Source organism: Amycolatopsis regifaucium (genome assembly GCF_001613935.1).
Classification (GTDB): Bacteria; Actinomycetota; Actinomycetes; order Mycobacteriales; family Pseudonocardiaceae; genus Amycolatopsis; species Amycolatopsis regifaucium.
On the sequence record NZ_LQCI01000011.1, the window covers coordinates 150,276 to 167,593 of the forward strand.

Genomic DNA, 17,318 nt, shown 5'->3' on the forward strand with positions numbered 1-17,318 from the left:
GGCAACGCTTCGGGCGGCCTTTCGCGAGTGTCGCCTACTTCTTCTTGCCGCTGTCCTCAGTGGACAGTGCGGCGACGAAGGCCTCCTGCGGGACCTCGACGCGGCCGACGGTCTTCATCCGCTTCTTGCCTTCCTTCTGCTTTTCCAGCAGCTTGCGCTTACGCGAGATGTCACCGCCGTAGCACTTCGCGAGCACGTCCTTGCGGATCGCGCGAATGGTCTCGCGGGCGATGATGCGGGCCCCGATGGCGGCCTGGATCGGCACCTCGAAGTTCTGCCGCGGGATCAGCTCGCGAAGCCGGTTCACCATGCGGTTGCCGTAATTGTAGGCATCGTCCTTGTGCACGATCGCGGAGAACGCGTCGACACCCTCACCCTGCAGCAGGATGTCCACCTTGACCAGGTCCGCCGCCTGCGAGCCCGCCTCTTCGTAGTCCAGCGACGCGTAACCGCGGGTCCGCGACTTCAGCGTGTCGAAGAAGTCGAAGATGATCTCGCCCAGCGGCAGGTTGTACCGCAGTTCGACCCGGTCTTCGGACAAGTAGTCCATACCGAGCAGCGTGCCGCGCTTGTTCTGGCACAGCTCCATGATCGTGCCGATGAACTCCGACGGCGCCAGGATGCTCACCTTGCTGACCGGTTCGAGCACCTTGTCGATCTTGTTCCCGGTCGGCCAGTCCGAAGGGTTGGTGACGTGGATTTCCTTGCCGTCGTCCAGCACGACGTCGTAGACCACGTTCGGCGCGGTGGAGATCAGGTCGAGGCCGAACTCGCGTTCCAGGCGGTCGCGGGTGATCTCCAGGTGCAGCAGGCCGAGAAAACCGCAGCGGAAGCCGAACCCGAGCGCCACCGACGTCTCGGGCTCGTAGTCGAGTGCGGCGTCGTTGAGCTGGAGCTTGTCCAAGGCCTCGCGCAGGTCCGGGTAGTCCGAACCGTCCACCGGGTACAGACCGGAGTAGACCATCGGCTTCGGCTCCCGGTAGCCGGCGAGCGGCTCCTTCGCGCCGCTTCGCTCGGAAGTGACGGTGTCACCGACCTTCGACTGCCGGACGTCCTTCACCCCGGTGATGAGGTAGCCCACCTCACCGACGCCGAGGCCCTTGCTGGCCTTGGGCTCCGGCGAGATGATCCCGACCTCGAGGAGTTCGTGCGTGGCGCCGGTCGACATCATCTTGATCCGCTCACGCGGCGTGATCTTGCCGTCGACGACCCTGATGTAGGTGACGACGCCTCGATAGGTGTCGTACACCGAGTCGAAGATCATCGCCCGTGCCGGGGCGTCAGCGTCGCCCGTCGGCGCGGGCACCTGCTTCACCACCGCGTCGAGCAGCTCGCCGACTCCGACGCCGGTCTTGGCGGACACGCGCAACACGTCCGAGGGCTCACAGCCGATGATGTGCGCGATCTCGGCGGCGTACTTGTCCGGATCCGCCGACGGCAGGTCGATCTTGTTGAGCACCGGGATGATCTGGAGGTTGTTCTCCAGCGCAAGGTACAGGTTGGCGAGCGTCTGCGCCTCGATCCCCTGCGCGGCGTCCACCAGCAGGACCGCCCCTTCGCACGCCTCGAGCGCGCGCGAAACTTCATAGGTGAAGTCGACGTGTCCCGGCGTGTCGATCATGTGCAGGACGTGGTCCTGCCCTTCGACCTTCCAGGGCAGCCGCACGTTCTGCGCCTTGATCGTGATCCCGCGTTCACGCTCGATGTCCATCCGGTCGAGGTACTGCGCGCGCATCGCCCGCTCCTCGACCACGCCGGTGAGCTGCAGCATCCGGTCGGCCAGGGTCGACTTGCCGTGGTCGATGTGCGCGATGATGCAGAAGTTCCGGATGAGCTCCGGGGGCGTGAACGTGGTGTCGGCGAACGTCGTCAACGGGTTTCCTCGCGAAGGTCGGGGTGTGCCACGTCTATGGTCCCATGCCGCTCCGGGTGGGAGTGGGGGTCATCCCCGATGCGGGCCTTGGTGAGCTGTGGTGCCCTCGAAGTATGAGTACTTCACTGGCCCAAATGCTCGACCGCACCTTCGGCCGTCCCAGGGGACTGCTCGGCCGGTTCGGCGGCCTGGCGATGGAGCGCGGCAACGCCGCCACCGAACTTCGTGTCGTCGAACTGGCGTCGATCGAGGCCGGCGAAACCGTCCTGATCGTGGGCCCCGGCCCGGGCGTCGGCCTGCGGGCCGCGGCCGAACGCGCCGCCCGCGCCATCGGCGTCGACCCGTCGTCGGAGATGATCGCCCGCTCCCGCCGCCGGTGCGGCGACAAGGTGGAACTGCGCAGCGGTACCGCGGCCTCCACGGGCGAGCCGGACGAGAGCGTGGACGTGGTCCTGAGCGTCAACAATGTGCAGCTGTGGGAGGACAGGACGGCCGGGTTCACCGAGCTGTTCCGCGTGCTCCGCCCCGGCGGCAGGCTGCTGCTGTCGTCGCACGAGAAGTGGCTGCCGGTGTCGCGGCACGAACTGGCCGACGAGACCGCCGCGGCAGGCTTCACCGACCTGCAGACCTGGACCTGGGAGCCACCGGGGCTCGGCGCGTCCCTGGCCGCTCAGCTCCGCGCGGTCAAACCCACGACCTAACGCGGATCGGTGCGCAAGGGATGCTCACGCGGCACCTCGACCAGCACGATCCTGGTGCCGTCCGGATCAGCGATCCACGCTTCGTCCAGGCCCCACGGCTCACGCCGTGCTTCGCGGACCGGCTCCAGCCCCTTCGCGGCGAGCTCCGCCAGCACCGCCGTCAGGTCCCGGACCTGGAGCCACAAGGCGACGTCCGGCGTCGGCCCGGTCTTCCCGGTCCCCACGATCTCGATCGACCCGTTCCCTGCGAAGAACACCGTTCCACCGGGGAACTCCTTGTCGATGGCCAGGCCCAGGGTGTCCCGGTAGAACGCCGTCGACACATCGAGGTCCTTCGGGTGGATCAGCACCCTGCTGCTCAGCACGTCCATGGCTCAATCCCTACCGGATGCGTTCAGGCCATCGCAATCGCGGCGATCCCCGCCAGCACCACCACCGACCCGGCCAGCCTGCGGACGGCGTTCGCCTCCCTCAGCACCAGCCAGGCGGCCAGCCCGCCCAAGACGATGCTCAGCTCCCTCGCAGGTGCGACGAGGCTCACGGGAGCGATCTGCAGGGCATAAAGGACCAGCAGATAGGCGACGGGCGAGAGCAGGCCGACGAGGAGGACTTCACGCTTGTGCTCGCGCCAGAGCCACGAGACCTCTTCACGGTCCTTCAGCGCGTACGGCGCCATCAGCAGGCTCTGCACGATCGCGCCGGTTCCGAAGTAGACGATCGGCGGGACCCCGAGACTGGCGACCGAGTGCGCGTCCCACAGCGTGTACGCGGCGATCGTGAGCCCGGTCAGGAGCCCGTAGGCCACGCCTTTGCGGCGAGCGACGCGATCCGCGGCATCAGCGTGCGCCGGGGAGCGCCCGGACCCGATGACCAGGACGCCGGCGACCACCAGGAACGCCCCCACGAGACCGAGTGGACCCGGCCGCTCGCCGAGCAGTACGACGGCCGCGAGTACCGAGATCAGCGGGCCGGTGCCCCGGGCGAGTGGATACACCACGGACAGGTCGCCGACGGCGTAACCCCGTTGGAGGACGACGCCGTAGGCGACGTGCAACACGGCGGTGACCGCCGAGGCGAGCAACCACGTCCACTGTGGACGTTGCGGCTCCACGACCAGTGAGATCACCATCACGGGGATGAGCAGAACCGCGGAGAGGCTGTAGTAGGCCCACACGAACCGGGCTCCGCCGCCGCGGATCCTCTTGGCGGCCAAGTTCCAGCCGGCGTGGAGGACGGCGGCGGCGAGGACAAGGGACAGGGCGGTGACGTTCACTGGGGACCTTTCATGTTTTCCGCGCATGCGGAAAACACCGGTCCTCCAGGCTTTTGTCCCGTCAGATGAACGGCGGCGCTTCCGGCCCCGCCGATGGTGCCGCTCGGACCTGCCCCGCCTGCCCTGATTGTGTGCTTCGCGAAACGGGCAGGCGACGGAACCCTAGGCACTACGATCTTCACCGTACCGCAAGCACACGTCCGGAGGCGGCCACGATCCGCCTCGGGACGGCTGTTAAGCTTGCCCTTCATCGCCGTGTGGCATTCCGTCATGGAGGAAACCCGCGCCGCTTTCGCTAGCGCGCAGGGCCGGTCACAGCGCGGCGGTGAAACCACCGAGAGATCAAGAGGAGCGCCCCCGTGGCCAACATCAAGTCGCAGATCAAGCGCATCACCACCAACGAGAAGGCGCGTCAGCGCAACCAGGCGATCCGGTCCTCGGTGAAGACCGCGATCCGCAAGTTCCGCGAAGCCGCCGACGCCGGTGACAAGGCCAAGGCCCTGGAGCTGCAGAAGGACGCGGCCAAGAAGCTGGACAAGGCCGTCACCAAGGGCGTTCTGCACGCCAACCAGGCCGCCAACAAGAAGTCCGCGCTCGCGAAGCGCGCGAACTCTCTCTGATCGGCTTTCGAAGGGCCCTGGTGACGCGAGTCGCCAGGGCCCTTCGCCATGTTCAGCGGCTGGTGCCGTGAGCGTCGACGACCTCCAGCACCGCGCGTTCCAGCGCGTATTCCGGGTCGGCAGCGACCCCTTTGACCTCGGCGTTGAGCCGGGCGACGATCCGCATCGCGGTGGCGAGACCGTCCTGTCCCCAGCCGCGAGCCTGTCCCTGGGCCTTGCGCACCTTCCACGGCGGCATCCCCAGCTCGCCCGCCATCTGGTTCGGGTTCCCGCGACCGGCGCCGGACACCCGTGCGATCGTCCGGACCGCGTCGGCGAGGGCGTCCGCGACCAGTACGTGCGGGACACCGAGTTGCATCGCCCAGCGCAGTGACTCCAGCGCCGCCGCCTTGTCACCGGCGACGGCCTTCTCGGCGACGGCGAACCCGTTCACATCCGCGCGGCCCCGGTGATAGCGGCGCACCGCCTGCTCATCGACCACTCCCCCGGAATCCGCGACGAGTTGTGTCGCGGCCGACGACAACTCGCGTAGATCCGAACCGACCGCGTCGATCAGCGCGAGCACGGCCGCACCGTCGATCTTTCCGCCCACCCGGCGGACTTCGTTGCGGACAAAGGATTCTCGCTCAGCGGGCTTGGTCAGTTTCGAGCACTCGACGACCTCCGCACCCGCCTTCTTCAAGGCCGTCGGGAGCGCCTTGGCTGCCTTGCTCCGCCCGCCTCCGCTGTGCACGACGACGAGCACGATGCCGTCAGCCGGCGCCTTGACATAGGCCATCACCCCGTCGGCGAGCTCTTGTGAGATGTCGTGCGCGGATTCGAGGACGATGACCCGGGCCTCGGCGAACAGTGAGGGGCTGACCATCTCCGCGAGAGCCGGGACTGTGAGGTCCGACACCCGGATCCGGCTGAGATCCGCCGTCGGGTCGACCGCTTTGGCCGCGTCCGAAGCGCCACGGATCGCGCGTTCGATCAGCAGCTCTTCCTCACCGAGGACCAGGACCAGCGGCGATGGGGCGGAAGCTTGCGTCGTCACGGTGACGATCCTGCCACTCCTCCTCTCGTGTGCTTTGTCCGGTGATGTGTTCCGGGCACGGTGGCCCCGCGCGAGCCCCATGTCGTACGGTGTTAGCGAGGCGACGCGATCAAGCGCGTGCCGACAAGTGAATACCGCTCATCCAGAGGGGCAGAGGGAACGGCCCGATGAAGCCCCGGCAACCGGCGTCAGCCTGTCATCCCGCGATCGTGGGATAGCTGACGAACACGGTGCCAATTCCGGCCCGCCTCGGCGGGGCAGATGAGGAAAGGACCTCGCGATGACCGCAACCCTCGGCACGACCCCCACCACCAAGACCCCGGATCTCGGACCGGCCGTCGAACTGGTGTCGAAGGAAGAGGGACACCGGCAGCCGCTCGCCCCCGAATTCGTTTCCGCCGAGGACTTCTCGCCGCTCGAGGTCGCCTACGACTTCGGCCGCGTGCGCCGCGAGGACATCGAAGCCGGGCCGAAGAACATCTGGCGCTACAAGAAGCTTCTTCCCGTTCCCTCGAACGTCGAAGAAATCCCCAACACCGAACCCGGCGCCACCCGGCTCGTCCAGGCCGACAGGCTCGCGAAAGCGCTGGGTGTCAAGAAGATCTGGGTCAAGGACGACACCGGCAACCCCACCCACTCGTTCAAGGACCGCGTGGTCGCCGTCGCGCTCGCGGCCGCGCGCGAGTTCGGTTTCGAGGTGCTCGCCTGTCCGTCGACCGGCAACCTGGCCAACGCGGTCGCCGCCGCCGCGGCCCGCGCCGGCTGGCGGTCGGTCGTGCTGATCCCGAAGACCCTCGAACGCGCCAAGATCCTCACCACCGCCGTGTACGACGGCGACCTGATCGCGGTCGACGGCAACTACGACGACGTGAACCGGCTCGCCACCCAGCTCGCCGCGGAGCAGGAGAGCTGGGCGTTCGTCAACGTGAACGTCCGGCCGTACTACTCGGAAGGCTCCAAGACACTGGCCTTCGAGGTCGCCGAGCAGCTCGGCTGGCGCCTCCCCCCGCAGATCGTGGTGCCGATCGCCTCCGGTTCCCAGCTCACCAAGGTGGACAAGGGTTTCCGCGAGTTCGGCCAGCTCGGCCTCGTCGAAGAAACGCCGTACAAGGTGTTCGGCGCCCAGGCCACCGGCTGCTCGCCCGTCTCGGCCGCGTTCCGCGCGGGCCACGACGTCGTTCAGCCGGTCAAGCCGGACACGATCGCCCGATCGCTGGCGATCGGTAACCCGGCCGACGGTCCGTACGTCCTCGACGTGGTCAACCGCACCGGCGGAGCGATCGAAGACGTCAGCGACGAAGAAGTCGTCGAAGGCATCCGGCTGCTCGCCCGCACGGAGGGCGTCTTCACCGAGACCGCCGGTGGAGTCACCGTGGCGACGGCCAAGAAGCTTCTCGAGACCGGCAAGCTCGACCCGGACGCCGAGATCGTGCTGCTGATCACCGGCGATGGCCTCAAGACCCTCGACGCGATCGAGGACAAGGTCGGCCCGAAGGCCACTGTCAGCGCCTCGGCCGACGCTGTCCGCGAGGCACTCGGCATCTGAGATCCCGCCGGCCCGCCTCAGGAACGAGGCGGGCCGCGGGGCTCACCCCGGCGCAGCAGGGCGAGGCCTCGCGCGTCGACGACGACCGCGGTGTCGCCGTCCGTGTCCGTCCTGGCGACCAAGGCACCGACGGCCGCCAGATTGTCCAAAGTGGACTTGTTCGGATGGCCGTAGCCGTTTCCGGCGCCGACACTCACCAACGCGATCCTCGGCGCGACGATGTTGAGGAAATCCGGTGCCGTGTAACGGCTTCCGTGGTGCGGCACTTTCAAGATCTCGGCACGCAGATCGGCCCCCTCCGCCATCAGGTCGGCCTGCGCGGCGAGTTCGACGTCGCCGGTCAGCAGCAACCGGCCCGCCGGGGTGCCGGCACGCAGGACGACCGAACCGTTGTTGATCACCGTGCCGTCTTGTTCGAGGACCGATCGCCGCGTGACATAACGCGGCCCCAGTACCTCCAGTGACAGTCCCGGCCAGTCCAGCCGTTGCCCGATCCCCAGTTCCAGCAAGGGAATCCCGCGGCGCGCGGTTTCGTCGGCGACCTGCTGCCACGCCCACGCGGGTGCCCGTCCGGGACCGACGGCGACCGCGCCGACCGACCGGCTCTCGAAGACGGATTCGAGACCGCCGATGTGGTCGGCATGCAGGTGGCTCAGCACGATAAGCGGAACGCGGTCCACGCCGAGTCTGCTCAGGCACTCGTCGACCGGTCCCGGTTCCGGGCCGGTGTCCACCAGGATCGCCCTCCCCGGTTCGGCCGTGGCGAGGACCACGGCATCACCCTGCCCGACGTCGCAGGCGACGGCACTCCATGACGCCGGTGGCCACGCCGGGGCGAGCACCCGCGCCGGCACGGACACGAGGAGTCCGCCTGCCAAGGCGATCGCCACCAGGATCCGGGCATACCGCAGCCGGATGGCGACGAGCAGTACGACGAGCAGGCCTGCCACCAAGAGCCCGCCCCACCAGCCACCCGGCCACTCCACGACCGCTCCCGGCGCACGGGCGCCGTGCCGGGCCACGGTGATGAGCCAGCTCGCCTCGGGTTCGGTCAGGCGAACCAGCAGCCTTCCCGCCGAAGGCCACCACGGCCCGATGACGGTGGCGAGCACACCGCACACGGTGGCCGGAGCGACCACCGGAGCGGCGAGCACGTTGGTCACCACCGAAACGAGACTGACCGATCCCGCCATTCCCGCGATGACCGGCGCCGTCATCACGAACGCGGCCAGCGGGACGGCCAGTCCCTCGGCGTAGCCGGACGGCACGCCACGTCCGACCAGCCATTCGGCCCACCGCGGAGCCAGCAGTACCAGCCCGGCCGTGGCCAGCACCGAGAGGGCGAACCCGAAATCGGCGGCCATGGCGGGGTCGGCCACGACGAGCCCCGCCACGGCGAACCCCAGCGCGGGCAGCGCCGAACCCTGGCGGCCCAGGGCCAGCGCCAGCAATCCCACCGCACCCATCACTCCGGCACGGAGCACGCTGGGCGCGGGTCCGGCGAGGACCACGAACCCGGCGAGCCCCGCGGCGGCCGCGGCGGCGGACGTCCGCGGCCCGACCCGAAGCGCCCTCAGCAGGAGAAGGATCGAGCCGCAGACGATCGCCACGTTCCCACCGCTCACGGCCATCAGGTGGGACATGCCGGAGTCCGTGAACTCGCGCTCGACCCGCGGGGACAATGCGCTTGTGTCCCCCACGACCAGTCCGGGCACGAGACCGGCCTGCTCTTCCGGGAGAACGGCGCACAGCTCCCGGAGCCCGGCGCGCAGCGATTCCGCGGCTCGCTGCCACCAGGGCGCCGGTCCGAGGGCCCACGGCGGACCTCGGACCGAGAGGACCGCGACCGTCAGTTCGGCCCCCTTGGCCGGGGCCAGCCGTCCGGAGGCGGTGACCTGCTGCCCGGGCAGCAGGTCCACCCACCCCTCGGCGGGAGCGAGCAGGAGGATCCGGCCGGCCGAATCCACCCCTCGCTCGTCCACCACCACGGCGTCCACCGTCGCGGCGATGACCACCAGGCGGGTGCCCGCCCGGCGATCGGCGTATCCGGCACCGCGGACCGGACGTGGCCGCTCGGTGACCACCACCCTCATGGTGGCGTCGTTCCCCCGCGCGGCGGCGGCACGAAGGTCGTCCTGCTCTGCGGCCCGGATCCGGAGCGCCACCGGACCGGCCGTGAGCGCGCCGATGACCGCGAGCGCACCCAAGCCCGCCACCCACCGGGACGCCGTCCGGCGGGCACGGACACCGGCGAAGATCGCGAGCACCGCGGCGGCCGTACCGCAGAGCATCGTGATCCACCAGCCGCCGAGCAGCCCGGAAAGAGTGCCGAGCCAGGCCGTCGCCGCGGCCGGTACCAGCCGCAGGTCCTGCCCTCGCCACGACGCGGTGTCCACTTCGGACGGATCGGCGGACGGGTTCATCCGACGGACACCAGTTCCCGGACTTTCTTGAATTTACTTTCGCCGATCCCTTCTACTTCACGGAGTTGCTCGACCGTGGTGAACCCACCGTGCCCGGACCGCCAGTCGACGATGCGTTTCGCCATCACCTCGCCGACCCCGGGCAGGGTGTCGAGTTGCTCGGCCGTGGCCGTGTTCAGGTCGAGCTTCCCCGGTGGTGTCCCTGGACCGGCCCCGGCCGGTCCAGGGACACCGACGGCCACCTGCTCGCCGTCGGTGAGCCGTCTGGCCAGGTTCAGCCCGGTCAGATCCGTTCCGGGGCGTGGCCCACCGGCCGCCGTGAGGGCATCGGCGACCCGTGCGCCCGGAGGGATCGTGACCAGACCGGGGTTGAGTACCCGGCCGACGACGCTGACCACCAGAGGCGCCTTGGCCGCCGCGGCGGGGGCGTCTCCGGCGGCCTTGGCCGACGGCAGGGGCGGCGGGGTCTCCGCCCCTGGCCGGTGTCCGAACAGAGTGACCGCGCCGGTCACGATCACGGCCACCGCGATCAGCACGGCCGCCACGGCGAACCACCGCCGTTTCACCGGAACCCCGTCCGCTGTGAACCGGGCGGGCACCCAGCGGCGCACGAGCCTGCCCGCGGGCGGGCCCTGGGTGGGTGGCGACAGCTGCGCGGCCAGCCACGCCAGCCTGGCGTTGGCGGAGGAGCCCGGTGGACGGGCGGTTCGGTCGAACACGTGAACGACGCTACGGAGCGGGAGTGGGCGGCGGCAGTGGCGAATCGCGGGGCTGTGGACAAGTGGGGTGTTGTGGACAACCCGGAGCCGGCCGAGGCCGGACCGCCGATTTCCGTCGGGACCGTATGAGACGCTGGCGGGTTCGCCTAACCCGCCCGTTGGATCACGACACCGAGCACACCGGGGCCGGTGTGGGCGCCGATGACGGCACCGACCTCCGACACCACGCACCCTTCCGGGCAGTCGATGGACTCCTCCAGCCGGTTGGCCAGTTCGACGGCGCGCTCCGGTGAGGCCAGATGGTGGACGGCGATGTCGGCGAGTCCGCCGTCGGCCGCCTTCACCGCCAGTTCGACCAGCCGCGCCACGGCGCGATTCATCGTCCGCACCTTCTCCAGCGGCTGGATCCTGCCTTCGGACATGTGGAGCACGGGCTTCACCGCGAGCGCCGTGCCGAGCAGGGCGGCCGCCGGTCCGATCCGCCCGCCGCGGCGTAGATATTCGAGGGTCTCGACGGCGAAGAGGGTCTCCGAGCGGCTCACCGCGTCGACCGCCGCCGCTTCCACCTCGACCGCATCGCCCCCGCCCGCCGCGGCGCTCGCCGCACGAAGGGCCGCGAAGCCGAGCCCCATCGCGGTGCTGCGTGAATCGACCACGCGCACCCTGTCCGGCCCGACCTCCTGAGCCGCGAGCACCGCCGCCTCCCAGGTCCCGGACAGCTCCCGGGACAGATGGACCGATACGACGGCGTCCGCGCCTTCGGCCAATGCCGCGCGGAATTCCTTGACGAATTCCGCCGGCGTCGGCCGGGACGTCGTCACGATGCTGCGTTTGCCGAGCGTTTCGGCCAGGGCCGCGGGGCCTATTTCGACGCCGTCGAGGAAGACGACGCCGTCCACGAGGACGTGCAGCGGGACCACCCGGATCCCGTTCCGTTCGGCGAAGCCTTCCGGCAGGTGGGCGGTGGAATCCGTGACTACGGCGACCGACACGGCAGCCAGCCTACGTTGCCGCGGGGCGTAACACCGGGGCCATCATGCGGGCCATTTCCGCGCCGACGGCGGCGTGCCCTTCCCAGCCCCAGTGCATCCCGTCCGGATTACCCCTGCCGCTCAGCACGTGATCGCCCACGACGGCTTCGAGATCCAGCAGCGGGACCTCCGCGCGACGCCCCCAAGCGGCGATGGCGGCGGCGGCACCGTCGCGGGCGGTGTGCACCCGGCCGTAGGCGTCGGATCGGTGGACCGACGGCAGGATGCCGAAGATCGGCAGTTCCGGTCGCAGCACCCTTAAGGCACCGACAGCGGTGTCGAGGTACTGGACGGTCAGCTTCGACGGCAGGACCACCGGACGTCCTCGAAGGGCGACCGCGAGCCGGGGCTGAGCGGCCAGATAAGTCTTGCGCACCACCCGTCGCAACGGGTCGGGCCGCAGGTAGCGCAGACCGGTACGCAGGTAGGTGGGCAACGGCGAGGGCAGCGTGTCCATGCTTCCGACGGCGAGCACGACGGCGTCGACGTGGTGGAGATCGGCCCAGACCCGCGGATCCCCGATCAAGGACCACCAGGCGTCACGAGCCGTCCAGCCGAACCCGGCCACGAGGTCCGCGCCGCCACCGAGCGCTTCGGCGGCGATGTTGGGCCACAGGCGCGCGTCGTCGGCGGCGAGCGGACCGTCCGGGCCGTGGAAGCTGAGGGAATCGCCGAACACCAGCAGGCGCGGAGCCATGGATCAGCCGGTGATTCCCGCGTTGTAAGCGGCCAGTCGCCAGTTCCCGTCACGCCGGGTCAGTTCGACCCAGTGACAGTTCGCGATCCCGCCCAGCGCCGGCCAGGACGGCACGGGCAGGCCGAGCAGCTTCGCGGTCAGCGCGATGATGAGGCCGCCATGGGTGGCCAGCAGCACGGTGTCACCGGCGTCGGAATTGGGCAGGTCCAGATCGGCGACGACCTCTTGCGCGCGTTCGGCGACGTCCACTCGCGACTCGCCGCCGGGAGGTGCCCAGGTCGCGTCGACCCGCCAATGGGCGCGTTCACCGGGGTAGGCCTCGTCGACCTGCTGGCCCGTGAAACCCTGCCATTCGCCCAGATGGGTTTCCCGAAGCCGCTTGTCGATCCGCAAGGGGACACCGATGGCCTCCGTGAGCACGGTGGCGGTATCCGTCGCGCGACGCAGGTCCGAGGCGATCACCAGATCCGGGGAGAACCTGGCGAGCGCGGGGACGGCGAACCGGGCCTGGTTCCAGCCGACCGGCGTCAACGCGGAGTCCAGATGCCCCTGCATCCGGCCCGCCGCGTTGTAGTCGGTCTCGCCGTGGCGCCAGAGCACCAGCCGCCGCGGACTCACGAGTCCCCTTGCGCGCCGGCGGGGTCCTCCTCGGCTGGGTCTCCGTCGGTCGGCGCAGCCAGACCGGCGACCTCGATCCGCGGGCAGTCCTTCCAGAGCCGCTCGAGACCGTAGAAGGAGCGTTCCTCCTGATGCTGGACGTGGATGACGACGTCGACGTAGTCCAGCAGGACCCAGCGGCCCTCGCGGGCGCCTTCCCGGCGGACCGGCTTGTGCCCGTTGAGGCGCAGCTGCTCCTCGACGTTGTCGACGATCGCGCCGACCTGGCGCTCGTTGGGCGCGGACGCGATGACGAAGGCGTCGGTGATCACCAGCTGGTCGGACACGTCCAGCACGACCACGTCGCTCGCCTTCTTGTCCGCCGCCGCATGGGCGGCCGCTACGGCCAGCTCTCGTGCCTCGGACGTGGCTGTCACAGTTCTCCTCAAACAGATGGCTTACTCGCGGGTGCGCCCGACGAGGGTACCCGGTCAGGCTCCCCGGTCTTTGCGATAGAGGTCCTTTTTGGCGATGTAGCGCACCACACCGTCGGGGACGAGGTACCAGACAGGCTCCCCGCCCTCGACTCGTTCACGGCAGGCGGTGGACGAGATCGCCATCGCCGTCACCTCGACCAGGCTCACTTTCCCGCTCGGCAGATGCTGTGAATTGAGCCGGTAGCCGGGCCTGGTGACGCCGATGAAATGCGCGAGGTCGAACAGCTCGTCGGCATTGCGCCAGGTGAGGATCTGTTCGAGGGCGTCCGCGCCGGTGATGAAGAACAGCTGGTCGTCGGGATACTCGGCACGCAGGTCGCGCAGGGTGTCGACGGTGTAGGTCTGCCCGACGCGGTCGATGTCGACCCGGCTGACCGAGAAGACCGGGTTGGACGCCGTAGCGATCACGGTCATCAGATAGCGGTCCTCGGCGCGGGTGACCAGCCGGTCGGATTTCTGCCACGGCTGACCGGTGGGCACGAAGATGACCTCGTCGAGCGCGAACCGGGACTGGACTTCGCTGGCCGCGACGAGGTGCCCGTGGTGAATGGGGTCGAAGGTGCCGCCCATGACCCCGATCCGGCGTGGTGACATGGGTCGTGAGCCTATACACCGCACGACGCTGTCCGCGCGGGTCGCCGGACCCACCGACCAGTGGTGATCTGGGTCACATTACAGTCGGTTCCATGGATGAACGGTCCGTTCACGACATGCCGACCGCGACTTCGTCGGTGGCATGAGGTAGAGGTGGGGACGTGGACACATCGACTCTCCGGGACCGCGCCGAGACCCTTCTCCGGGCATTGGCGGGCGAAGGCGCCCAGCTGCGCGACGACCAGTGGACGGCCATCGAGGCCCTGGTCGCGCACCGCCGTCGCGCCCTCGTCGTGCAGCGCACCGGATGGGGAAAGTCGGCGGTGTACTTCCTGGCCACCGCCCTGCTGCGGGAGCGCGGCGCCGGACCGACGGTGATCATCTCGCCGCTGCTCGCGCTGATGCGCAACCAGATCTCCGCGGCGGCGCGGGCCGGCATCCACGCCGCGACCATGAACTCGGCGAACCAGCAGGAGTGGGACCAGGTGCAGGCCGCGATCGCGGCAGGCGAGGTCGATGTCCTCCTGGTCAGCCCGGAACGGCTCAACAACCCCGATTTCCGTGACACCGTCTTGCCGAAACTGACCGCGAGCGCAGGCCTGCTCGTGGTCGACGAGGCGCACTGCATCTCGGACTGGGGCCACGACTTCCGGCCGGATTACCGGCGGCTGCGGACGCTGTTGAAAGATCTGCCCGAAGGAGTACCGGTACTCGCCACCACCGCGACCGCGAACGACCGGGTGGCCACCGACGTCGCCGAACAACTGGGCATCGGAAACGGCGGTGGCACTCTCGTCCTGCGCGGCAGCCTGGACCGCGAAAGCCTCCATCTGTCGGTGGCCAAGCTGCCGACATCGCAGGCCCGGCTCGCGTGGCTGGCCGAGCGCCTGGAGGAACTGCCGGGGTCCGGGATCATCTACACGCTCACCGTCGCGGCCGCGCACGACGTCGCGGGACTGCTGACCGAACGCGGCTATCCGGTCGCCGCCTACACCGGCAAGACCGATCCGGCGGATCGGCAGGCCGCCGAAGACGATCTGCTCAACAACAAGGTCAAGGCCCTGGTGGCCACTTCGGCGCTGGGCATGGGATTCGACAAGCCGGACCTGGGCTTCGTCGTCCACCTCGGCGCCCCGTCCTCACCGATCGCGTACTACCAGCAGGTCGGCCGTGCCGGGCGCGGCGTCGACCGCGCCGAGGTGATCCTGCTGCCCGGCCACGAGGACAAGGACATCTGGGCGTACTTCGGCTCACTGGCCTTCCCGGACGAACTGCGGGTCACGCAGGTGCTCAACGCGCTGGCGTACGCGGACCGTCCACTCTCGACACCCGCGCTCGAACCGTTCGTCGAGCTGTCCCGCTCCCGGCTGGAGATGGTCCTCAAGGTCCTGGACGTCGACGGCGCCGTCCGCCGGGTGAAGGGCGGCTGGGAGGGCACCGGCGAAGAGTGGAGCTACGACAAGGAACGCTACGCCCGGGTGAGCGCGGCGCGCACCAACGAACAGAACGCGATGCTCGCCTATCTCGAAACCACCGGCTGCCGGATGGAGTATCTGCGCCGTCAGCTTGACGACCCCGAAGCGACGCCCTGCGGGCGGTGCGACAACTGCACCGGAAAGCATTGGAACACCACGATTTCCGACGACATCGTCGACGCCACCCGGCAACGCCTGCGTCGTCCTGGGGTCGAGGTCGCGCCCCGGAAGATGTGGCCGACCGGGATGTCGGGACTGGATGTCCCGCTTTCCGGCCGGCTGCCGGCGAGTGAGCAGGCCGAGACCGGCCAGGTCGTCGGCCGGGTGACCGACGTCGGATGGGGCACGCGGCTGCGTGAACTCGTCGGCCCGTCCGCGGCGGACGCCGAGCTCCCCGATGCGGTCTTCCAGTCCTGTATCGAGGTGCTCAAGGGCTGGCAATGGACGGAACGGCCGGTCGCGGTGGTGGAGGTGCCGTCCGCCACTCGGCCCCAGCTGGTCCACAGTCTGGCGACGAAGCTGGCCTCGATCGGGCGGCTGGAGTATCTGGGTGCCATCGCCTCCGCGGGACCGCCGCCGCGCCAGGCGAACAGCGCGCAACGGCTGGCCGATCTGTGGAAGCGACTCAGCCTCCCCGGCGAGCTCGCCGCCGGGGTCGCCGCGGCCGAGGGCCCGATCCTGCTGGTCGACGACTTGATCGACACGGGCTGGACCATGACTCTGTCCGCGCGCCTGCTGCGCCAGGCCGGGGCCCGCGCCGTGTTGCCGTTCGCCCTCGCCAGCACTTCGTGACCCAGGAGCCACGTCACGACCTTCGACAGGTTCTTTCCCCCACAGAAACTTTCTGGCATGGTTCCGTCCACGCGCGAGTACGGAGGTGCCGATGGCGGACTCAACGACGGAACGACTCGGACACCGGCTCCCGGTGCGGAAGCTGTTCGCCGCCAGCGTCGGGAACGCCTTGGAGTGGTTCGACTGGACGATCTACGCCACGTTCAGCATCTACTTCGCGAGCGAGTTCTTCCCGAAAGGCAACGAAGCCCTCGCGTTGATCAACACCTTCGCCACGTACGCGCTGGCGTTCTTCTTCCGGCCGCTCGGCGGGATGCTGCTCGGCCGCTTCGCCGACGTCAAGGGCCGCAAGCCGGCGATGATCCTGACCATCGTGTTGATGGCGGGCGGTTCGGTGGCCATCGGCCTCCTGCCGACCTTCGCCCAGGTCGGCTGGCTGGCACCGATCCTGTTGCTGCTGGCGAGAGTGGCACAAGGGTTGTCGCTCGGCGGCGAGGTCTCGAACGCTTCGGCGTACTTGGGTGAGATCGCGCCGCCGTCCCGTCGAGGGCGCTACTCCGCTTTCTTCTACATCTCGACCGGTTCCGCCGTCCTGCTCGCCTCGATCCTCGGTTTCGTACTCGCGCGGACGATGTCCAAAGCTGACTTGACCGCGTACGGCTGGCGAATCCCGTTCCTGCTCGGCGGCGTCCTCGGCATCATCGGCCTGTGGCTGCGGCGCAGTCTCGCCGAGACCGAACTGTTCGAGGAGAAGAAGTCGACCGCGCGCCGGGTCGAGCGGCCGCTGCGCACCACACTGCGGGAACACCCGCGCGCGGTGGTGCAGCTCGTCGGGTTTTCGATGCTTTCGACCCTTTGCTACTACACGTTCTTCAGCGCACTGACCTCCTTCGCGGTCAAAACCCGCAAGGCCGATGACGTCGACGTCTTCCTCGCGTTGTCGATCGCGACCGCGTTGTTCGTCGCGCTGCAGTATCCGCTGGGCGCGCTGTCCGACCGCTTCGGCCGCAAACCTCAGCTGCTCGTCTGGTCGGCGGCGACCGCGATCCTCATCGTCCCACTGTCCACTTTGGTCCGTCCGGGGCTACCGGGGCTGCTGGTCGTCTTCTGTGTGGGGCTCTGCCTGTACACGGCGATGACGTCGATCGCGCCCGCGATCATGAGCGAACTGTTCCCCACCGAGCTGCGCGGACTGGGGATCGGCGCCTGGTACAACCTCACCGTCGCGCTGTTCGGCGGGACCGCTCCCCTGGTACTGACCGCGCTGTCCGATGCCGGATTGTCGACGTTGTTCTTCTGGTATGTGGCGGCGGGAGCGGCGATCGCGTTCTTCGTCATCCGGACCCTGCCGGAGACCAAGGGCAGCGACCTGCGCTGAAAACTCCGTCGCCGACGACATGACGAGGTGGCTACTCTCGCGCTTCTACGACGAGCGCGAAGGAGG

General features: G+C 69.1%; 16 protein-coding genes and 1 riboswitch. Of the genes, 5 read left to right on the forward strand and 11 right to left on the reverse strand.

Translation table 11 applies throughout. The annotated features are described in order from the left end of the window. Positions 1 to 34: 34 nt before the first annotated feature. Entirely contained in the window at positions 35 to 1,873 is a 1,839-nt protein-coding gene (gene lepA, locus AVL48_RS14350; protein WP_061982704.1) for a translation elongation factor 4, read from the reverse strand. Between the two features lie 113 nt (positions 1,874 to 1,986). Between lepA and AVL48_RS14355 the strand changes: the two genes are divergently transcribed. After that, the gene (locus tag AVL48_RS14355) at positions 1,987 to 2,574 is read left to right on the forward strand and encodes a class I SAM-dependent methyltransferase (protein WP_061982703.1); all 588 of its coding nucleotides are present in this window, start codon (positions 1,987 to 1,989) and stop codon (positions 2,572 to 2,574) included. Here AVL48_RS14355 and AVL48_RS14360 read toward each other — a convergent pair. Further along, the gene (locus tag AVL48_RS14360) at positions 2,571 to 2,945 is read right to left on the reverse strand and encodes a VOC family protein (RefSeq protein ID WP_061982702.1); all 375 of its coding nucleotides are present in this window, start codon (positions 2,943 to 2,945) and stop codon (positions 2,571 to 2,573) included. The two genes, AVL48_RS14355 and AVL48_RS14360, sit on opposite strands and share 4 nt — an antisense overlap. A gap of 23 nt (positions 2,946 to 2,968) precedes the next feature. Then, on the reverse strand, positions 2,969 to 3,874 hold the full coding sequence (locus AVL48_RS14365; protein ID WP_061982701.1) for an EamA family transporter: 906 nt from the start codon (positions 3,872 to 3,874) through the stop codon (positions 2,969 to 2,971). Between the two features lie 332 nt (positions 3,875 to 4,206). Here AVL48_RS14365 and rpsT point away from each other — a divergent pair, with 332 nt between their 5' ends. Continuing rightward, complete coding sequence (gene rpsT, locus AVL48_RS14370; RefSeq protein ID WP_007034798.1) at positions 4,207 to 4,467, forward strand: 30S ribosomal protein S20; 261 nt, start codon at positions 4,207 to 4,209, stop codon at positions 4,465 to 4,467. A 52-nt stretch (positions 4,468 to 4,519) separates the two neighbouring features. Here the strand turns inward: rpsT and holA are convergent, their stop codons facing one another. Then, complete coding sequence (gene holA, locus AVL48_RS14375; protein WP_061982700.1) at positions 4,520 to 5,503, reverse strand: DNA polymerase III subunit delta; 984 nt, start codon at positions 5,501 to 5,503, stop codon at positions 4,520 to 4,522. A 135-nt stretch (positions 5,504 to 5,638) separates the two neighbouring features. After that, positions 5,639 to 5,771: riboswitch (SAM riboswitch) on the forward strand. A gap of 12 nt (positions 5,772 to 5,783) precedes the next feature. Here holA and thrC point away from each other — a divergent pair. Further along, the gene (gene thrC / locus AVL48_RS14380; protein WP_061982699.1) at positions 5,784 to 7,049 is read left to right on the forward strand and encodes a threonine synthase; all 1,266 of its coding nucleotides are present in this window, start codon (positions 5,784 to 5,786) and stop codon (positions 7,047 to 7,049) included. Between the two features lie 17 nt (positions 7,050 to 7,066). Here the strand turns inward: thrC and AVL48_RS14385 are convergent, their stop codons facing one another. From AVL48_RS14385 to nadD, 7 genes are all read right to left on the reverse strand, one after another. After that, complete coding sequence (locus AVL48_RS14385) at positions 7,067 to 9,472, reverse strand: ComEC/Rec2 family competence protein (RefSeq protein ID WP_061982698.1); 2,406 nt, start codon at positions 9,470 to 9,472, stop codon at positions 7,067 to 7,069. Further along, on the reverse strand, positions 9,469 to 10,191 hold the full coding sequence (locus AVL48_RS14390) for a ComEA family DNA-binding protein (protein WP_061982697.1): 723 nt from the start codon (positions 10,189 to 10,191) through the stop codon (positions 9,469 to 9,471). Before AVL48_RS14390 ends, AVL48_RS14385 begins: the two co-directional genes overlap by 4 nt. A 146-nt stretch (positions 10,192 to 10,337) precedes the next feature. Further along, positions 10,338 to 11,183: a DegV family protein gene (locus AVL48_RS14395; RefSeq protein WP_061982696.1), complete on the reverse strand. Its 846-nt coding sequence runs from the start codon at positions 11,181 to 11,183 to the stop codon at positions 10,338 to 10,340. A gap of 10 nt (positions 11,184 to 11,193) precedes the next feature. After that, complete coding sequence (gene octT, locus AVL48_RS14400; protein WP_061982695.1) at positions 11,194 to 11,919, reverse strand: diglucosylglycerate octanoyltransferase; 726 nt, start codon at positions 11,917 to 11,919, stop codon at positions 11,194 to 11,196. 3 nt (positions 11,920 to 11,922) lie between these two features. Next, positions 11,923 to 12,537 carry a histidine phosphatase family protein gene (locus AVL48_RS14405; RefSeq protein WP_061982694.1) on the reverse strand — a complete coding sequence of 205 codons (615 nt, stop codon included), beginning with the start codon at positions 12,535 to 12,537 and terminating at the stop codon, positions 11,923 to 11,925. Then, on the reverse strand, positions 12,534 to 12,953 hold the full coding sequence (rsfS, locus tag AVL48_RS14410; protein ID WP_061982693.1) for a ribosome silencing factor: 420 nt from the start codon (positions 12,951 to 12,953) through the stop codon (positions 12,534 to 12,536). The genes AVL48_RS14405 and rsfS overlap by 4 nt, the downstream gene beginning before the upstream one ends. A 54-nt stretch (positions 12,954 to 13,007) precedes the next feature. Further along, positions 13,008 to 13,607 carry a nicotinate-nucleotide adenylyltransferase gene (gene nadD / locus AVL48_RS14415; RefSeq protein WP_074038307.1) on the reverse strand — a complete coding sequence of 200 codons (600 nt, stop codon included), beginning with the start codon at positions 13,605 to 13,607 and terminating at the stop codon, positions 13,008 to 13,010. A 161-nt stretch (positions 13,608 to 13,768) separates the two neighbouring features. On the opposite strand from nadD, the gene AVL48_RS14420 reads away from it, so the two are divergent. Next, the gene (locus AVL48_RS14420) at positions 13,769 to 15,874 is read left to right on the forward strand and encodes a RecQ family ATP-dependent DNA helicase (protein WP_061982692.1); all 2,106 of its coding nucleotides are present in this window, start codon (positions 13,769 to 13,771) and stop codon (positions 15,872 to 15,874) included. A gap of 91 nt (positions 15,875 to 15,965) precedes the next feature. Beyond that, the gene (locus tag AVL48_RS14425) at positions 15,966 to 17,252 is read left to right on the forward strand and encodes an MFS transporter (protein WP_061982691.1); all 1,287 of its coding nucleotides are present in this window, start codon (positions 15,966 to 15,968) and stop codon (positions 17,250 to 17,252) included. Positions 17,253 to 17,318: the final 66 nt, after the last annotated feature.